General features: G+C 42.5%; 14 protein-coding genes. 6 read left to right on the top strand and 8 right to left on the bottom strand.

Annotation, left to right across the window (positions count from 1 at the left end):
- Positions 1 to 13: 13 nt before the first annotated feature.
- Positions 14 to 1225: a tetratricopeptide repeat protein gene (locus AB4138_RS06865; RefSeq protein WP_372305466.1), complete on the top strand. Its 1212-nt coding sequence runs from the start codon at positions 14 to 16 to the stop codon at positions 1223 to 1225.
- Between the two features lie 215 nt (positions 1226 to 1440).
- Here the strand turns inward: AB4138_RS06865 and sstT are convergent, their stop codons facing one another.
- Entirely contained in the window at positions 1441 to 2655 is a 1215-nt protein-coding gene (sstT, locus tag AB4138_RS06860; RefSeq protein WP_004732110.1) for a serine/threonine transporter SstT, read from the bottom strand.
- 636 nt (positions 2656 to 3291) lie between these two features.
- On the opposite strand from sstT, the gene AB4138_RS06855 reads away from it, so the two are divergent.
- The 3 genes from AB4138_RS06855 to AB4138_RS06845 all read left to right on the top strand — a co-directional run bounded on the left by AB4138_RS06855 (position 3292) and on the right by AB4138_RS06845 (position 5687).
- Positions 3292 to 3612 carry a hypothetical protein gene (locus tag AB4138_RS06855; RefSeq protein ID WP_017072398.1) on the top strand — a complete coding sequence of 107 codons (321 nt, stop codon included), beginning with the start codon at positions 3292 to 3294 and terminating at the stop codon, positions 3610 to 3612.
- Positions 3613 to 4836, top strand: a complete 1224-nt coding sequence (locus AB4138_RS06850) for an HlyD family secretion protein (RefSeq protein ID WP_372131746.1) — start codon at positions 3613 to 3615, stop codon at positions 4834 to 4836.
- Positions 4837 to 5024: 188 nt separating this feature from the next.
- Positions 5025 to 5687 carry an OmpA family protein gene (locus AB4138_RS06845; protein ID WP_029235518.1) on the top strand — a complete coding sequence of 221 codons (663 nt, stop codon included), beginning with the start codon at positions 5025 to 5027 and terminating at the stop codon, positions 5685 to 5687.
- A 56-nt stretch (positions 5688 to 5743) separates the two neighbouring features.
- Here the strand turns inward: AB4138_RS06845 and AB4138_RS06840 are convergent, their stop codons facing one another.
- Positions 5744 to 6751: an AraC family transcriptional regulator gene (locus AB4138_RS06840; protein WP_017072401.1), complete on the bottom strand. Its 1008-nt coding sequence runs from the start codon at positions 6749 to 6751 to the stop codon at positions 5744 to 5746.
- A gap of 285 nt (positions 6752 to 7036) precedes the next feature.
- Here AB4138_RS06840 and AB4138_RS06835 point away from each other — a divergent pair, with 285 nt between their 5' ends.
- Positions 7037 to 8005: an alpha/beta fold hydrolase gene (locus AB4138_RS06835; RefSeq protein ID WP_136979036.1), complete on the top strand. Its 969-nt coding sequence runs from the start codon at positions 7037 to 7039 to the stop codon at positions 8003 to 8005.
- A gap of 148 nt (positions 8006 to 8153) precedes the next feature.
- A complete protein-coding gene (locus AB4138_RS06830; RefSeq protein WP_372305418.1) occupies positions 8154 to 8345 on the top strand; it encodes a hypothetical protein in 192 nt (63 codons plus the stop codon).
- Between the two features lie 331 nt (positions 8346 to 8676).
- On the opposite strand, the gene AB4138_RS06825 is transcribed toward AB4138_RS06830, so the two are convergent.
- The 6 genes from AB4138_RS06825 to AB4138_RS06800 all read right to left on the bottom strand — a co-directional run bounded on the left by AB4138_RS06825 (position 8677) and on the right by AB4138_RS06800 (position 13831).
- A complete protein-coding gene (locus tag AB4138_RS06825) occupies positions 8677 to 9210 on the bottom strand; it encodes a DUF4136 domain-containing protein (RefSeq protein ID WP_372133773.1) in 534 nt (177 codons plus the stop codon).
- Between the two features lie 387 nt (positions 9211 to 9597).
- Positions 9598 to 10662 (bottom strand): ribosome small subunit-dependent GTPase A, encoded by a 1065-nt coding sequence (gene rsgA / locus AB4138_RS06820; protein WP_372305415.1) that lies wholly within the window; start codon positions 10660 to 10662, stop codon positions 9598 to 9600.
- Between the two features lie 469 nt (positions 10663 to 11131).
- Positions 11132 to 11590, bottom strand: coding sequence for a copper chaperone PCu(A)C (locus AB4138_RS06815; protein WP_017068936.1), 459 nt, complete (start codon positions 11588 to 11590; stop codon positions 11132 to 11134).
- An 83-nt stretch (positions 11591 to 11673) separates the two neighbouring features.
- Positions 11674 to 12270, bottom strand: a complete 597-nt coding sequence (locus AB4138_RS06810; protein ID WP_004732104.1) for an SCO family protein — start codon at positions 12268 to 12270, stop codon at positions 11674 to 11676.
- Positions 12267 to 12707 carry a hypothetical protein gene (locus AB4138_RS06805; RefSeq protein WP_017061864.1) on the bottom strand — a complete coding sequence of 147 codons (441 nt, stop codon included), beginning with the start codon at positions 12705 to 12707 and terminating at the stop codon, positions 12267 to 12269. The genes AB4138_RS06810 and AB4138_RS06805 overlap by 4 nt, the downstream gene beginning before the upstream one ends.
- A gap of 203 nt (positions 12708 to 12910) precedes the next feature.
- Entirely contained in the window at positions 12911 to 13831 is a 921-nt protein-coding gene (locus AB4138_RS06800; protein WP_017066617.1) for a DUF368 domain-containing protein, read from the bottom strand.
- Positions 13832 to 14394 lie beyond the last annotated feature (563 nt).

Here is a 14394-nt window from a genome sequence, read left to right as displayed (position 1 = left end):
TTTTATGAGTACAATGGGAATCGCAATTGGTGCGACGGCTCTTTCGTTAATACTTGTGGCCGTTTGGCTGATTTCTTTATCGCTAAGAAAGCAACGGTTAGAGCAAGAACGAAAAGCGCGAGCAGTTGCTTACCGAAAGGCGATTGAAAAGGCTCGAATACAAGAACAAAAAGAACGCCACTTTAAGGCTGAAACAGGCCATACGCCATCGATTTTGTATTTAGCGAAAGAGGCTGAACGTAACAATATTAAAGAAGCTTTGTATTGGTATGACAAAGCGGCTCATTTAGATAATATCAACGGTATGTATGGCGTTGTGCGACTCAGTATGAAGCGCAAAGAAGACCTGATTTTAAGAGAAAAAGCCAATTTTTGGCAGCTTGCGATATCTGCACTGGATAATGATTTGGTTGCGAAATTTGAGATGGGTAAAGCGCTCGTGTTTGGTCGCGGTACGGATAAGAATATCCCTAAAGGTTACACTTACATCGAAGAGTCAGCTGCAGGTGGTAATACCGAAGCGATGCTATTCATGGGTGACTGGTGCCTAGACAAAGAGAATCCAGATTACTCGGCTGAAAGCTCTGTCGAGTGGTACCAAAAGGCCGCTGAAAAAAACAACCTAGACGGCAAGATCAAACTGGGTATGAGCTATTTGAACGGTGTTGGTGTTGAACCGAATCACGGCGAAGCGGTGTACTGGTTTGAAACTGCCGCAGAAAAGAACAGTGCAGAAGCCATGTTTAGAGCTGGCGAAGCTTGGATTGACCATGGTGAACACGGCAACGCGATTGCTTATATCTGGCTATTTTTGTCTGCTCATTTTGGCTACTCAGAAGCGAAGCATTTGCGGGATAAAGTTGGTGGTGAACTGGGTGTCGATGCCGTCGTGGGCTTACAAGCTCTGACTAAGCCGATCATGACTAAGTTGACTCAAGAAGCGATCACTAAGCATTCAATCATTAAAGCGCTCAATAAGCTCTACAAGCGCAATATACCGATCCCTAAGAAAGTGAAAGAAGCGTCTGATGAAGAAGGTGAGGCATTAAAAGTAGATGCGAGCCATCTAGATACTCAAACGGCGAGTGCTCAAGATACGAATGTTGATTACAGCCAACAACCTAATTCCGAGCAAGCATCAACAGAGAGACAAGCGACCCCAAATAGTGACCCTCTAGACTTCAGTCAGGCAGCCGTGGATCCAAGCTGGAAAAGCAACCACTAAAACGTGTTGGTTAGCTTTGATGAGTTAGACAAAAATGACTGAAGCTATAAATCTATAAATCTATAAATCTATAAATCTATATAGCTTCTAACCGTAATCTAGAAAACCAAGACAACAAAAAAGGGAAGCGAATGCTTCCCTTTTTATTTGTGTGCTATTTGCTTTTAGAGCTTAGAGCTTAGAGCTTAGAGCTAAAGCCTAATACCCAAGAGCTGTTAAGCTTTGTTTTGCTCAGCTTTACATACAGCCGCAGTGAACACTACGTCAGTTGAGCTGTTAAGTGCTGTTTCAGCCGAATCTTGAATCACACCAATGATGAAACCAACCGCTACAACCTGCATCGCTACATCGTTTGATATACCGAATAGGCCACAAGCTAGAGGAATCAGTAGCAGTGAACCACCGGCAACGCCTGATGCGCCACATGCTGAAATTGCAGCAACAAGGCTTAGTAGAATCGCAGTGAAGATATCAATCTCAATACCCATTGTGTGTACAGCTGCAAGCGTTAACACAGTGATGGTGATTGCAGCACCCGCCATGTTGATGGTTGCGCCTAGAGGGATAGATACAGAGTAAGTATCTTCATCTAGCTCTAGCTTCTTACAAAGGTTCATGTTCACTGGGATGTTTGCAGCGCTTGAACGAGTGAAGAATGCCGTTACACCAGACTCACGAATACATTGCAGTACAAGTGGGTATGGGTTCTGTTTTGTCTTTACAAAGACAAGCAGTGGGTTAACGACAAGAGCAATGATCAGCATTGAGCTTAGTAGAACCGCTAGCAGTTGACCGTAGCTTGCTAGTGCATCGAAGCCCGTTGTTGCGAATGTAGTCGAAACAAGGCCGAAGATACCGAATGGCGCAAGACGAATAATGAAGCGAACAATGTGTGAAACACTGTGGCTAAGGTCTTCGAAAACCGCTTTGGTTGTTGCAGATGCGTGGTGCAGTGCAAGACCAAGACCGATAGCCCAAGCAAGAATACCGATGTAGTTCGCGTTCATTAGTGCGCTAACTGGGTTATCTACAAGCTTGAATAGAAGCGTATGAAGAACTTCTGCAATACCTTGAGGAGGGTTAGCACCTTCAGCGCCAGCAACCAGTGTCAAAGTGGTTGGGAACATGAAGCTCAGTACTACAGCAGTCAGTGCTGCAGAGAACGTACCAATCAGGTAAAGCACAATGATTGGACGCATATGAGTATGCTGACCTTTCTTTTGGTTTGCGATAGAAGCTGCAACAAGAATGAATACTAAAATTGGGGCAACAGCTTTCAGAGCACCAACAAACAGACTACCTAATAGGCCTGCATCTTGAGCTGCTGAAGGAGAAACCATGGCGAGAACGACACCGAAAACAATACCAGCAAGGATCTGTAGAACGAGATTTCCACGAGCGATGCGGGCGAGCATGTTGTGATTTTGCATAAAATACCTGCAATTGTTAATTTATTATAGTGATGTATTTTTTTATAAAGTTGTACCAAATCCAACTATACACTAGTGGAATGGGCGGTCATATTAGCGGGATCTAAGAGGGTGTCTAGGAATAGTTTACTTTTAGGGTGATTGTTTGCGCTGCGTGGTGTTTTTAGAGCTAAATGTTAAATTTTTGTGCTTTTGTTGAGGTATAAGTCTGCTGAATAATGTTCCATTGGCTTAATGTTCTAGTATTTATGGTGTGTAAACCATTACTGATAAAAACATTGTGTTCGGAAATAGCTGCCTAAACTTGTATAGGTAAAAAAGCCACTTCAACAGACATCATAGACATCACCTACTTTGCTTAATCTACGTTGGTGCATGACTTGCCATGTTTTGTCGTTATCTAATCTTTCTATCGGCATTCCCACCTACTTAAGCAGCGTTAGCTTTGAATCTCATCAGCTCTCCTTAATAGCGTCAGGCTACTGAACTTAATACCTTGCTACTTTGATATATCGCACACCTTATCTGGTGATCTATATCATCATGTTATTTTATATGACGTAATTTATCTAAAATTGCCGTTGTAAGTGGGTGGCATATATCCTGTGTTGGTCTTAATTTACAAGAGTATGAGCAATGAGTTTAATCAGTATCCCTTATGTAGAGACCTCTGCAGATACCGTTTTACATATAGCAGCCGCTATCGTGCTGATCAGCACCATAGCGGCTGGCCTGTTCGGTTTTTGGAAGCTTCACGAGATCCCTATTCAAAAGGCTCATAAGACTGACCACCATCAGATAGGGTTGATTACCGCGCTCACTTGGATTGGCTTCATTTGGCACTGGGTGTGGGTGCTCGCCATTATCATTGCTTTTGTAGATTTTGAAAAAGCCATTATCCGACTGCGTGATTTATGGAATTCTCCGGCTCAAGTTAATCAATCAGAGGATGTCTAAATGTTAGAAGGTTTAGCGGTTTGGTGTTTGTTCATCTATTTATTAAGACTTGTTGGCATGCCTTGGAACACAGGGACTAAAGCATTCGCTTATCTAGGAGGCAGTGGTTGGTTGTTATTTGTGTGGGTAGGATTAATTAACTATACACCAATGGATTTGTCGGGAGGCTCTGTGGTGCAGTCTCCTCACATTCAGCTTCGCCCAACCTCAACCAATGTCTCGGGCAAGGTCGACCAGATTTATATCACCCCGAACCAACGCATTGAGAAAGGGCAGTTAATCTATGAGATTGAAAACGAGCCTTATCAAATTGCTTATGAACAAGCGAAGATTTCGCGCGACTCGGCAAACGTAGCGGTTAGCACTGCGGCTGAAGAAGTAAAAATCGCTGAATCCAGCTATCAGGCAGCGTTACATGATTTTGAAATGACACAAAGTGAGCTTTCAGCTGCTCAGTCAAATAGAGACTTACAGAAAAGAACGTTGAAGCGTTATCTTGAACAAAACCGAGTCGTGCGTAATACGATCACTGAAAGCATGATTGATAACCAGCAAACGGTCGCCGATTCTGCTGTGTACACTGTGGCCAAGCATGAGTCACAGCTGAGCAAAAAGAAATCTGATGTAGAGAAAGCCAAGCTACAAATAACCAAAGCGGAACTCTCGGTTGAATCCCGTCAGTCAGACTTTAACGAAACAATTCAGAAGGTGAATAAAGCGAAATGGGATCTTGATAGCACCAAGATTTATGCACCCGCTGATGGCTTTGTGACTAACTTTATTCTTCGTGAAGGTCAGCTTGTTTCTAGAGTTCCACGATTGCAGATGTACACCAACGAGAAATACGTATTGATGAGAGTGAATCATCAAGCGATTAGAAATGTTAAACCGGGTCAATTGGCTGAATTTACAACGCCAGTTTATCCAGGGAAAGTATTCACGGCAGAGGTTGAAGGTATTATTGAAGCAACCGGCGAAGCGCAAAGTAACTTGCTTGGCTTTGACCAGAATGTTCGCTCTACGACAGGCAAGAACCTACAAAACAAACATCACTTTGTTAGGTTGAAAGTCTTTGAACCTGAAGGCTATAGCGTACCAGTCGGCTCGGTTGGTTTAGCTTGGATTAGCGGAGAAAAGCCAACAGAGCTTATGGCGTTTCTTGATGTAATACGTGGAATCATTTTACGTATGAAGTCGCAGCTTTACTACTTCTACTCTTTCTAGATCTAGAACCAGAGTTAATTCGGTTATTTAATTCCGAATTATTCAAAATAAGATTATTAATGAAATTACGGGCCACAGTCGTGGTCTGTAATTTTAATATGTTTGCTATTCAGTGAATATTTAATCGAAAGTCTAAATTTAACTGGAATATATTTATGCTATTCATATCTTCTGAAATAAAAAGATGCATTAAACCTATTATCTCTCTGTTGCTATTAACGAGCTTGGTGGGCTGTCAGGCGACTCAACGTCAGGACGCAACGACTGGTGAGATGGAAACGAATTCCACAACAAAAGGGACTGCGATTGGTTCTTTGTCTGGTGCTGCGATTGGTCTCCTGTCTGGAGATAATTCAAAAGAACGGAAAAAGAGAGCGTTAATTGGGGCAACGGCTGGCGGTCTCATCGGTGGAGGAGTCGGCTACTCACTGGATAAACAAGAGGAAGCTTTGCGTCAGGAGTTGCTAGATTCAGGCGTTCAAGTAAAGCGTGTTGGTGAAAATGAGTTAGTGTTGGTGATGGAAAACGGCATCGGTTTTCGCTCTGGTGAATACCTACTTGAAGCGACGGTATACAATTCATTGAATGGTGTTGCGAGAATATTGGTCGAGTACCCAGATTCGTATTTGCAGATCAAAGGCTATACCGACAGTACTGGCAATGATGCTTCTAATCAGCAGTTGTCTGAGAAACGTGCTGATTCAGTAAAAGCTTACTTAGTGAATCAAAAAGTGAAAGGTGGACGCATCAGTACCAGCGGCCTTGGTGAACGTTACCCTATTTGTGACAATGCAACCGAAGACGGAAGAGCCTGCAATCGCCGTGTCGAGATCAGTATCCAAGCCATCTAGCGAGGTGATGCAACCTTTCTCATCCGCAAGTAGAGACACTCTGCGGATGTTTTATTTTATTCCAATGATTTGAGATATTGCTTGGGTGTCATGCCTCGATGCTTCTTAAACATATGCGTAAAGCTATCGAGATGGTTATACCCTAAACTGCTTGCAACTTCTTCGACTGGTATTGATTGGCTTAGCATTTTGACCGCTTTGTTGCTTAAGACAAAACCACACATTTCGGTAAAGTTGTGGCCATATTTATGGAATCTACGTTGAAACTGCTGAATTGATAGGCCCAACAGGTTCGATACTCTTTCGAGTGTCGGTAAACCAAAATGACATGAGTAGTTGATGGCTTCATAAACTAACTTAGTGTCATCGCTAGGATCGGGCATGTCTAAACATCGGTCCAAATCCTCAAAATTCAGCGAAAAGGTTTGCTTGGTATCTTGATTATCAGCCAGGTTTGCCAAGCGTAAGCTGGAATGAAACCAGATCTCTGTTTGATGATGATTCCACGCGACATCACAGCCAAAATAATCTTGATATAGTTTCTCATCCGCACGCTCTCCTGAAAGTAGTACGCGCATCGGAGCAAAGTCTGCCCCAAGGTATTTTTTCAATATTTTTGACATCAAAACAGCGACTCTAATACTGTCATGAACGTCTAAGTGTTCTGCATCATACTGATTGTTGTAAGTCCACTTGATGATAGACCCCGCAGGTGCAGCAACCCAAAAAGCACCGGATTGAATACACCCCATGCCGTAATTTACCTTTCTTATCGTCGACATTAAGTCATGACCAGAGAACATCCATTGGCCTAATCCGCCCAAGTCTTCGACCCGGAAATGGCGCACAGCCTCGAGCATAAAGTTTGGATTTTTTGTATAGCATTCGAGTTCTTCATAAAGCTGAAATACCTCAGAAATGGGCAACAGGTTCATTGTGTGATTAAACGCGGATTGGGGAATTGTCTGTGGGGAGATTGGATCTGAATAATATTGATTACATACGTTGTAATACAAATTCATCAGGCTATTTACCCTTATAAAGTAAGTTGTGTTGATAGTCATTGATCCATCCAAACCTCTGTGAATTAGGTCATAAACATAGCATAAATGACGTAATTTAACGAGTTTTAACAGACCCCAACGATGTTAGTTAACATCAAATATATCGGTAAAGTAGTGGCGATAATATTAGTAATAATGGTGTTAACTACAATTATTGATAGCTGTAAATACTGAGTTGAGTAAACCCCAATACTATTTTTTGAGAACCAGAAACAAATTGGATGGAAATTTTTAATCATGGTTTCAGCGTCTTTTAACTTCAGAGAATTAAATAGAGATTAATTAATGACACATACTCCTAAGATAGAAAAAATTAGCGTGTTTGATCGTATTAACGCATCGGCACTGATGTTATTGACTTCTGAATATAAAAGCTTGGAGCAGTTGCGAAGAAAAAACGACTATCCAATGTTCCCAACATTTGAAACGACACCATCCATGCCAATAAAGCGAACCAAGATAAATGGTGTCGATATTCGATACGCACATTCTGAAGCGATTGGTAAACCGACTCTTGTGATGCTTTCCCCTTTTCCTCAAAGCATTCTTGCGTATGCCCCTATTTGGACAGGGTTGGCTGAACACTACAACCTATATGCTTACGATATGCCTGGGTTCGGCGGCAGTGCGGGCGGGATTGAATACATGTCTTTCAAGGCTCAAGGCGACTTTTTAAAAGAATTCTTAAATCATTTGGATATTCAAGAACCACATTTATTGGGGCCTGACGTTGGTATGCCCGCGATCGTTTACTATGTGGGCACATATGACAATGATGTCAAAAGTTTATTGATAGGCGATGGCCCAGCAATTAATCCTTCGTCAAATGCAAGCGCCATCCGAAAAATGGTCGACTCATCGTTTTGGCGCACTGTTTTTAAAGTGACAGGGGCTGGCTCTTTAGTTCAAGGCTGTATCAAGGTTTGCTATACGAACTATCGCCCCAATCAAGAAGAGATTTCCGACTATATTGCTTCTTATCGCAATCGAATTCCTGCCGTCATGCAATGGTTTAAAGATTACCCAAAAAGTCTAGCAACGGTTGATCCATTGCTCGATAAAATAGAGTTACCCACTCAGATATTTTGGGGAGAAAACGATGCAATTCTTTACGTCGATAATGGAGAACGTTTAGCTAAACGCATGTCGAATGCTGAGTTAACAGTATTCAAAGACAGTGGTCATTTTTGTTATCAAGATAGGTACCAAGAGTTTTCGCTAATGGTGAAATATTGGATTGATAAGACGCAATAACAGTTAAATGATTGAGTAAATATGATTGAAATGGAACTACGAGAAGGTTCATGCTCAATAAAAGTGAATGTCGATTTATTGAGCGCCTTTCGAGCTTTTTACCACTTCTATCCTCATCCCTTACCTAAAACTAATCAAGGCATTGTAAATGCAGAAGCTAACCCTTTTAGCGCTAAGTTGTATTCTATTATTAGGTTGTTCTATTAATAAGGCAGCCGAAGAAAAAGACCACTTCGTTGATGATTATATCGAAATTAATAAACACAATATTAAAGACTTACCTCAGTTGTTAAATGCTATCGCGTTTGAATATTCTAGGTTTGCCAATCAAGCTGAATAGCCGCTTTTTGCCCTCGCTGACAATTATGTTTCACGATCCTGTTTTAGAGTCGAGTCTGGTACATAAAGAGCATTTGAGTACGTTAGGCATCCCCTTAAACGTCTCGCTATATATAGACGAAAATGGAGCTCCTAACGTGATTGGAGTGAAACTCGTCACTCGGACGTGAGTTACAGCGTTAGCTTTAAGGTTGAGGGAATATAACAATATGATGCAGCTTTGATCTATTGCATTAGTGGCTTTGGTGCCTTCTTCCTCTAATGCCTAGGCTTCCTCTATCTGCACATTCAATGGCCGATATTTGAAGAAGTTATCACCTAGAAGTTTTCAATCATTTGTACGAAGGGTACTGTTGAAACATTTCAGCGATCTCCTCGTAAATCAGCTCTTCACGTTCCTTAGAACTCATTGAGCGAGTCAATTTTCGGCTTGAATTCGCTGTCCATACAACGATGTTGGTTCTATCATCGATCAGTTCTACAACCAATTGTCCGTACGTCTGTCGGTGATAATTTTGTGGAGTGGACATTCCCCCACGGAAATTGTTCCAACCATAGCCAATACCAACTGACGAGCCGGAAGACACAAGTTCAGATGCTTGCTGAAGTTGGTAGCGGACGTATAGGTCGCCTCCGTCCTCTACAAATGAAACCCCTGTGCGGCTCATTTCTTTAATGATCGCACTTTCAATCCTGATTGAGTCGATACTAATCGGTATTTTGTTCTTCTCTTCTTTCGCAGTCCCGGGCGAGCTGAAATCATAGGTTTTATACATTGAGAAATCGGTTTGCTTTTCGAAGTCAGTATTTATTGTAGAGCAGGCAGCTAGAGGAAGCGTTAATAATATGGTGGTTAGACGAAGCATTTTCTATCTCCTTGGAAGGTGGTTTGAAATGAAATTTTCTTCTGAAGGTGATTATACTTGTCCGGTAATCGATACTTTATGTTCGTTATATTCAGTCAATCTGGTAGTAAAAGTGACGCGATTAATCGTATTTTAACTTTATTGTTCAAGGGGGAATTATATTGAACTGGATAAAGAGAAACATTAACGTGATGATTAACTCGCTAAGAAAAATTCCAACTATTATAAATGGTGAATTTTTACTTTCGGAAGCAGACGATATCTTAATATCCCTTGTTGATGAGGAAGGGAATTTGTAGATAAAGCCCCACGCGATTGACACGTGGGGCTCGGTGTTTCAGCTCAGCGTTGAGCGATTAACTCAGATTACCGTCAATATCCAACTGCTTAAGCTGAGCCTTTCTTAATATTGCGGCTTTCTGACTGTACGTTTCGGTACATTTTGGAAAGCTGCTTATTGTTAGCGCGTTGCTCTGCAAGAGAAGCGCCGTTTCTTGCTTGCTCTCTCAGTAGCTTTTGATAGTTAGTAAATCGTCTTTCAGACAGTTCACCACTCTCAATGGCAGCCCTTATCTTGCATCCCGGCTCTGATTCATGATGACAATCAGAGAAGCGGCAGTGCATTGCTAACTCTTCGACGTCTGAAAAAGTTTCACTCACGCCTTCAGCGCAGTCTGCAAGTTGTAGCTCTCGCATTCCTGGAGTGTCGAGAAGCAAGCCACCTGATGCGAGCAAGTGGAGTGATCGTGATGTGGTTGTATGACGACCTTTACTGTCGTCTTCACGAATACCACCAGTTGCCTGCGATGCTTCACCTAGCAATGAGTTAACCAAAGTCGACTTACCCACACCAGAAGAGCCCATTAGCGCGACGGTCTTGCCGATTTTACACCAAGGTGAAAGTACTTGGGTTGAGTCTTGATCTAGGCTGTTGACCGCTTCGATCATCAGCATCGGGTCTAAGCTTTGTACCTGTTGTACTTTGTCTTCGTAGTCGTCACACAAGTCTTTCTTCGTCAGGACGATAACCGCTTCAACTTGTGCTTCATTTGCGAGTGCCAGGTAGCGTTCAATGCGACTCAGATTAAAGTCGTTGTTCAATGAAACCACGATAAACACTGTGTCGATATTGGCTGAAATATATTGTTCAGCCACACGACTGCCCGCAGCTTTTCGGCTAAAGAGCGATTGGCGTTCTAGTAAGCGATCGAATTGCAGTTCAGAGTTCAATATTACCCAGTCGCCAACGGTCATTGCCGGTTGGTTTTGGTGGATGGGTAGAACAATTTCACCTTGCTCTGACGCTAATGTATAGCCATTGCGGTGATGTGCGACGATACGAGCAATGACGGAGTGATTATAGTCTTCGAGTGTCAGTTGTTGTTGGAATACAGGTTGCCATCCAAGTTGTTGAAGTGACATTGGATGAGAAAATGCGTTTTGTGAATTCATGTCTATTTACCCAGACGTGCGAGCTTTCTTTTCTTGTGAGAGCATTAACGTCTTGTAAGATCTCAGGTTGTCGATGAGATCGAAAAGCGTTGGTCAGTTCAAAAAGCGTCGAGACGTCAAAAATGTTTGAGCTTGGGTCGAATTCAAAATCGATAGGACCCCGGATTTGAGTCATGCTTTACAGGCATGCAGATATTGATCACTTACGATCAACAGTAAACCGGGTAAAAGTGTGCGGTAGCCAGCTGATGGCTTAATGTTGGTAGTTCGAGATTAAAGTTTGATTAACCAAACAAATTAACGCGTTACTTTTACTGCCAGTTTTAGTGTTTTCATTACAATCATCTTCTATTCTCCTTGGTTTATTAATGTGTTCAGGCTTTGAATAAAAAGCGCGCTCAGTTTAACAAAAAGCCACGATGGCGAGAAGTCATCGTGGCTTAAATTATTTTATCAATTGTGAATACGATTAATGATGGTCGTGGTTCATCTTCTTCATGCCGCTCATCACTTTCTTAACCGGGGCATCGAAGGTCTGCGTTTCACCATTGGCGAAAGTCAGAGTCATCTCGATTTGCTCACCTTCTTTTAGGCTACTTTTTAGGTCGAACAACATGATGTGTAGGCTACCAGGTTTAAGTACCGCTTCACCGTTTGCAGGGATGGTGATCTCTTGAACTTGGCGCATTTTCATAACATCGCCATCCATGATTACATCATGAAGTTCTACTTTACCTGCTGCAGGTGTTGTTGCAGAAACAATAGCGCGATCTTTATCGCTGTGGTTCATCAGAGTCGTGAACACCGCGCTGTTCACTGCTGAAGGCGGGGTTGCACGAGCGTACGCGTCATGAACCATAATATCGCTACTAGCCTGAGCAAAAGGGGTGAGCAATAAGCCTGCTAGAGCAAGTGCTTTTAACTTCATGTTGTTGTCCTTAATTTTTATGTTTTTGGTCTGGGACCTGACTTTTTTTGAACTTTATTGAGTAAGTTCTTTGTTTTTACGTTTTACTGCGTCAGCTTGTTGATAGCCTCAACAATTGGCGCTGGCGTCAACGTGTGCGGTACTTTGGTAATCAAGGTACCGTCGGGCTTTAAAAAATAAAAATATGAGCTGTGGTCTAGGGTGTATTCCAACTCTGAACCTTCCAGCTTGGTCTTTCTGAAAATAACACCGTAGTTGTGTGCAAGCGTGGTTGTCACATCCAAAGGACCACTTAATCCTTCCATCATTGGGTGGAAGTATTGTGCGTATTCGTATGAGGCTTCTGCTGCATCACGCTCAGGGTCGAGAGAGACAAACATCGGGCGAATCTTGGCTTTTGCTTCATCAGAGACTTGGTTAAGTGCTCCGGCCAACATAGCCAAAGAAGTGGGGCACACATCTGGGCAGCGTGTGAAACCGAAGTAAACGATACGAATTCTGTCATCGGTTTGGTCAAAGATTTCCGTTGGTTGGTTGTCTTTGCCGAAAAGAGTCGTTGCGGAGAACTCTTGTTTTGCAGCGTGTTGTTCTTGAACTTCGTTTTGCCCATCAAGATAGCTTTTGACACCAAAGCCAAGTACAAAAGCGACAACCAATGCTAACGACCAATTTCTACTCATCTTGCCATCCTTATTGCAGGGTTTACAGTATCGACACCATCAGTGAGTTCACCGATCCATGTCATTTTATCTAAAGTACATACAGGTAAAATCACATCACCTTCATAGGTATTGTTGCCAATGCTCTTTAATTGAAAACGCGCTGATCCCATTTCCATTTCTAAACCTGTGAGCGATAACACCAGTGTCTCAGATGCAGCACCTTCCCAAACGACCTTTATCTTTGTGGGTAGAAGAGGTTGCGCGGTTTCTCGGTCAAGCGACATTGAAATGGATTCCTGCTCACACGATGTGGTTGAAAGCATGCAGTAATCATCCAAGCTGACGTCGGCAGTTGAGTGCTCCATCGCTGATTTAAACTGCTGAATTGCTTGCGGCCCATAAAAGCCTGCCACGAGAGCGATCCCAACAGCAGCAACCTTTAATGCAGAGTGCATGTCGTGTTCTCATTTAATTTTATAAGAGCGGCGATGTTATCACACCCCTCAATACGTGCTTGTATCAAAAAGCAATTTTGTGCGTATGGTAGAACTAAAAAAGCGAAGCCATTGGCTTCGCTTTTGTCTGTTTAATAGATATGTGAGCTTAGTATTTCTAAGCATTATCCGTTCTAAACGCTTTCCAGAAGCTGGCTGAATGATTAGTCAGCATTACGCTCTGCAAACTTCTCTAGTCCTAGAACCAATGCAATCGCAACAAACATCATCACAATAGCCATTACCAGCTGAGAAGGCTGAGAAGTTACGGCTTCAAAATCAAACGGTGATAGGTTTTCTTGAATCAGAGGAACTTGTTCACCTTTTGAGTTTGTGCGCCAGCTGATGGTCTCTTTCCAAGGCCAGATCTTAGGCAGCGTACCGATCATCAAACCGGTTAAGAATACCAATGTGAAGTCGCGGAATGAACGCAATAGCCAAGACAGTACATGTGAGAAAGTCAGCAGTCCGATCACACAGCCCGCAAGGAATAGCGCAAGTACATCGACTTGAAATGATTTAACGGCGCCAAGCACGGGGCCATACATGCCAATCAGGAGCAGAATAAAGCTGCCTGAAATACCGGGTAAAATCATCGCGCAGATAGCAATCGCACCCGCAATCAATACGTTGATGCTGGTTGGTTCCATTTGCAGCGGTTTAAGCACGGTAATGCTATAAGCGAAAGCAACGCCAAGCAGCAAAAACACGAAGCGAATCATATCGCGTTTCTCTACTTGCTTAAGAATATGGAAAACCGAGACCAAGATCAGGCCGAAGAAGAAAGACCACAGTGGAACAGGGTGGGTGACTAATAACCAAGAAATCAATTTTGCGAATGTCGCAATGCTCGTGAATACGCCCGCGAACAGTGAAATTAGGAAGAAACCATTGATGTGATTAAACGCGGCTTTGAAGCCTTCGCGTTTCCATAAGCCAAGTACGCTAGGGTTAATTCTTCGAATGCTTTCTAGCAGCGTATCGTAGATACCAGTGATGAATGCGATGGTTCCGCCCGACACGCCAGGAACAACGTCTGCTGCGCCCATAGCCATGCCTTTGAAAAAAGTACTTAAGTAGTTCATTGCTTCATAGAGTTGAGGATGATTTTGTGCAGTATACAAACTTTAGTGTAAAAAAAGTATGAATATGCTTTTGGGGAAGGGCTTTTATTACTCTATTAATTGTAAGGCAATAAGTTGAAGTGAATATTTGCCTAACATTTAGATAACAACCACTTAGTGATTTGTCATTAAGAGCAGCGATGAAACTGATCTCTTATCGATATTGCATCTTGGTTGCATTATGCAAATGCACTTTGCAATTCGCATGACAAATTCATGGTTTTTAAGCGATGCAGGGCTTATAAAACGTCGAATAAAAGTTGGCACGCTAACTGCATTATATACATTGACCCTTCTTAAGCCGAGGGTCACCTAGCCAACTGACGTTGTTAGTGAACTTATGATTTGTTCACAAATATATAGAGCCAATCGCGATTATTGCGGTTGGCTATTTTTTTGCTTGTCATTTGGTGATTGTCTTTTTTCATTTCCCGTTCCTACACTTTTAGGCTCTAAACTTCAGATGAAAAAAAGCCAGCCACCATAGGTGACTAGCTTAAACTTTTCTCGAATCTCGAATCTCG

The sequence above is a fragment of the Vibrio sp. 10N.286.52.C3 genome, from assembly GCF_041468865.1.
GTDB lineage: Bacteria > Pseudomonadota > Gammaproteobacteria > Enterobacterales > Vibrionaceae > Vibrio > Vibrio crassostreae_C.
The sequence above is the reverse complement of the archived record's forward strand: the minus strand, read 5'-3'. Positions and strand labels throughout refer to the sequence as shown.

What these genes read in the sequence shown, in the direction of transcription:
- AB4138_RS06865 (WP_372305466.1), top strand. Translation starts at nt 14, where the DNA reads ATGGGAATCGCAATTGGTGCGACGGCTCTTTCGTTAATACTTGTGGCC.
- sstT (WP_004732110.1), bottom strand. Translation starts at nt 2,655, where the DNA reads ATGCAAAATCACAACATGCTCGCCCGCATCGCTCGTGGAAATCTCGTT.
- AB4138_RS06855 (WP_017072398.1), top strand. Translation starts at nt 3,292, where the DNA reads ATGAGTTTAATCAGTATCCCTTATGTAGAGACCTCTGCAGATACCGTT.
- AB4138_RS06850 (WP_372131746.1), top strand. Translation starts at nt 3,613, where the DNA reads ATGTTAGAAGGTTTAGCGGTTTGGTGTTTGTTCATCTATTTATTAAGA.
- AB4138_RS06840 (WP_017072401.1), bottom strand. Translation starts at nt 6,751, where the DNA reads ATGACTATCAACACAACTTACTTTATAAGGGTAAATAGCCTGATGAAT.
- AB4138_RS06835 (WP_136979036.1), top strand. Translation starts at nt 7,037, where the DNA reads ATGACACATACTCCTAAGATAGAAAAAATTAGCGTGTTTGATCGTATT.
- AB4138_RS06830 (WP_372305418.1), top strand. Translation starts at nt 8,154, where the DNA reads ATGCAGAAGCTAACCCTTTTAGCGCTAAGTTGTATTCTATTATTAGGT.
- AB4138_RS06825 (WP_372133773.1), bottom strand. Translation starts at nt 9,210, where the DNA reads ATGCTTCGTCTAACCACCATATTATTAACGCTTCCTCTAGCTGCCTGC.
- rsgA (WP_372305415.1), bottom strand. Translation starts at nt 10,662, where the DNA reads ATGAATTCACAAAACGCATTTTCTCATCCAATGTCACTTCAACAACTT.
- AB4138_RS06815 (WP_017068936.1), bottom strand. Translation starts at nt 11,590, where the DNA reads ATGAAGTTAAAAGCACTTGCTCTAGCAGGCTTATTGCTCACCCCTTTT.
- AB4138_RS06810 (WP_004732104.1), bottom strand. Translation starts at nt 12,270, where the DNA reads ATGAGTAGAAATTGGTCGTTAGCATTGGTTGTCGCTTTTGTACTTGGC.
- AB4138_RS06805 (WP_017061864.1), bottom strand. Translation starts at nt 12,707, where the DNA reads ATGCACTCTGCATTAAAGGTTGCTGCTGTTGGGATCGCTCTCGTGGCA.
- AB4138_RS06800 (WP_017066617.1), bottom strand. Translation starts at nt 13,831, where the DNA reads ATGAACTACTTAAGTACTTTTTTCAAAGGCATGGCTATGGGCGCAGCA.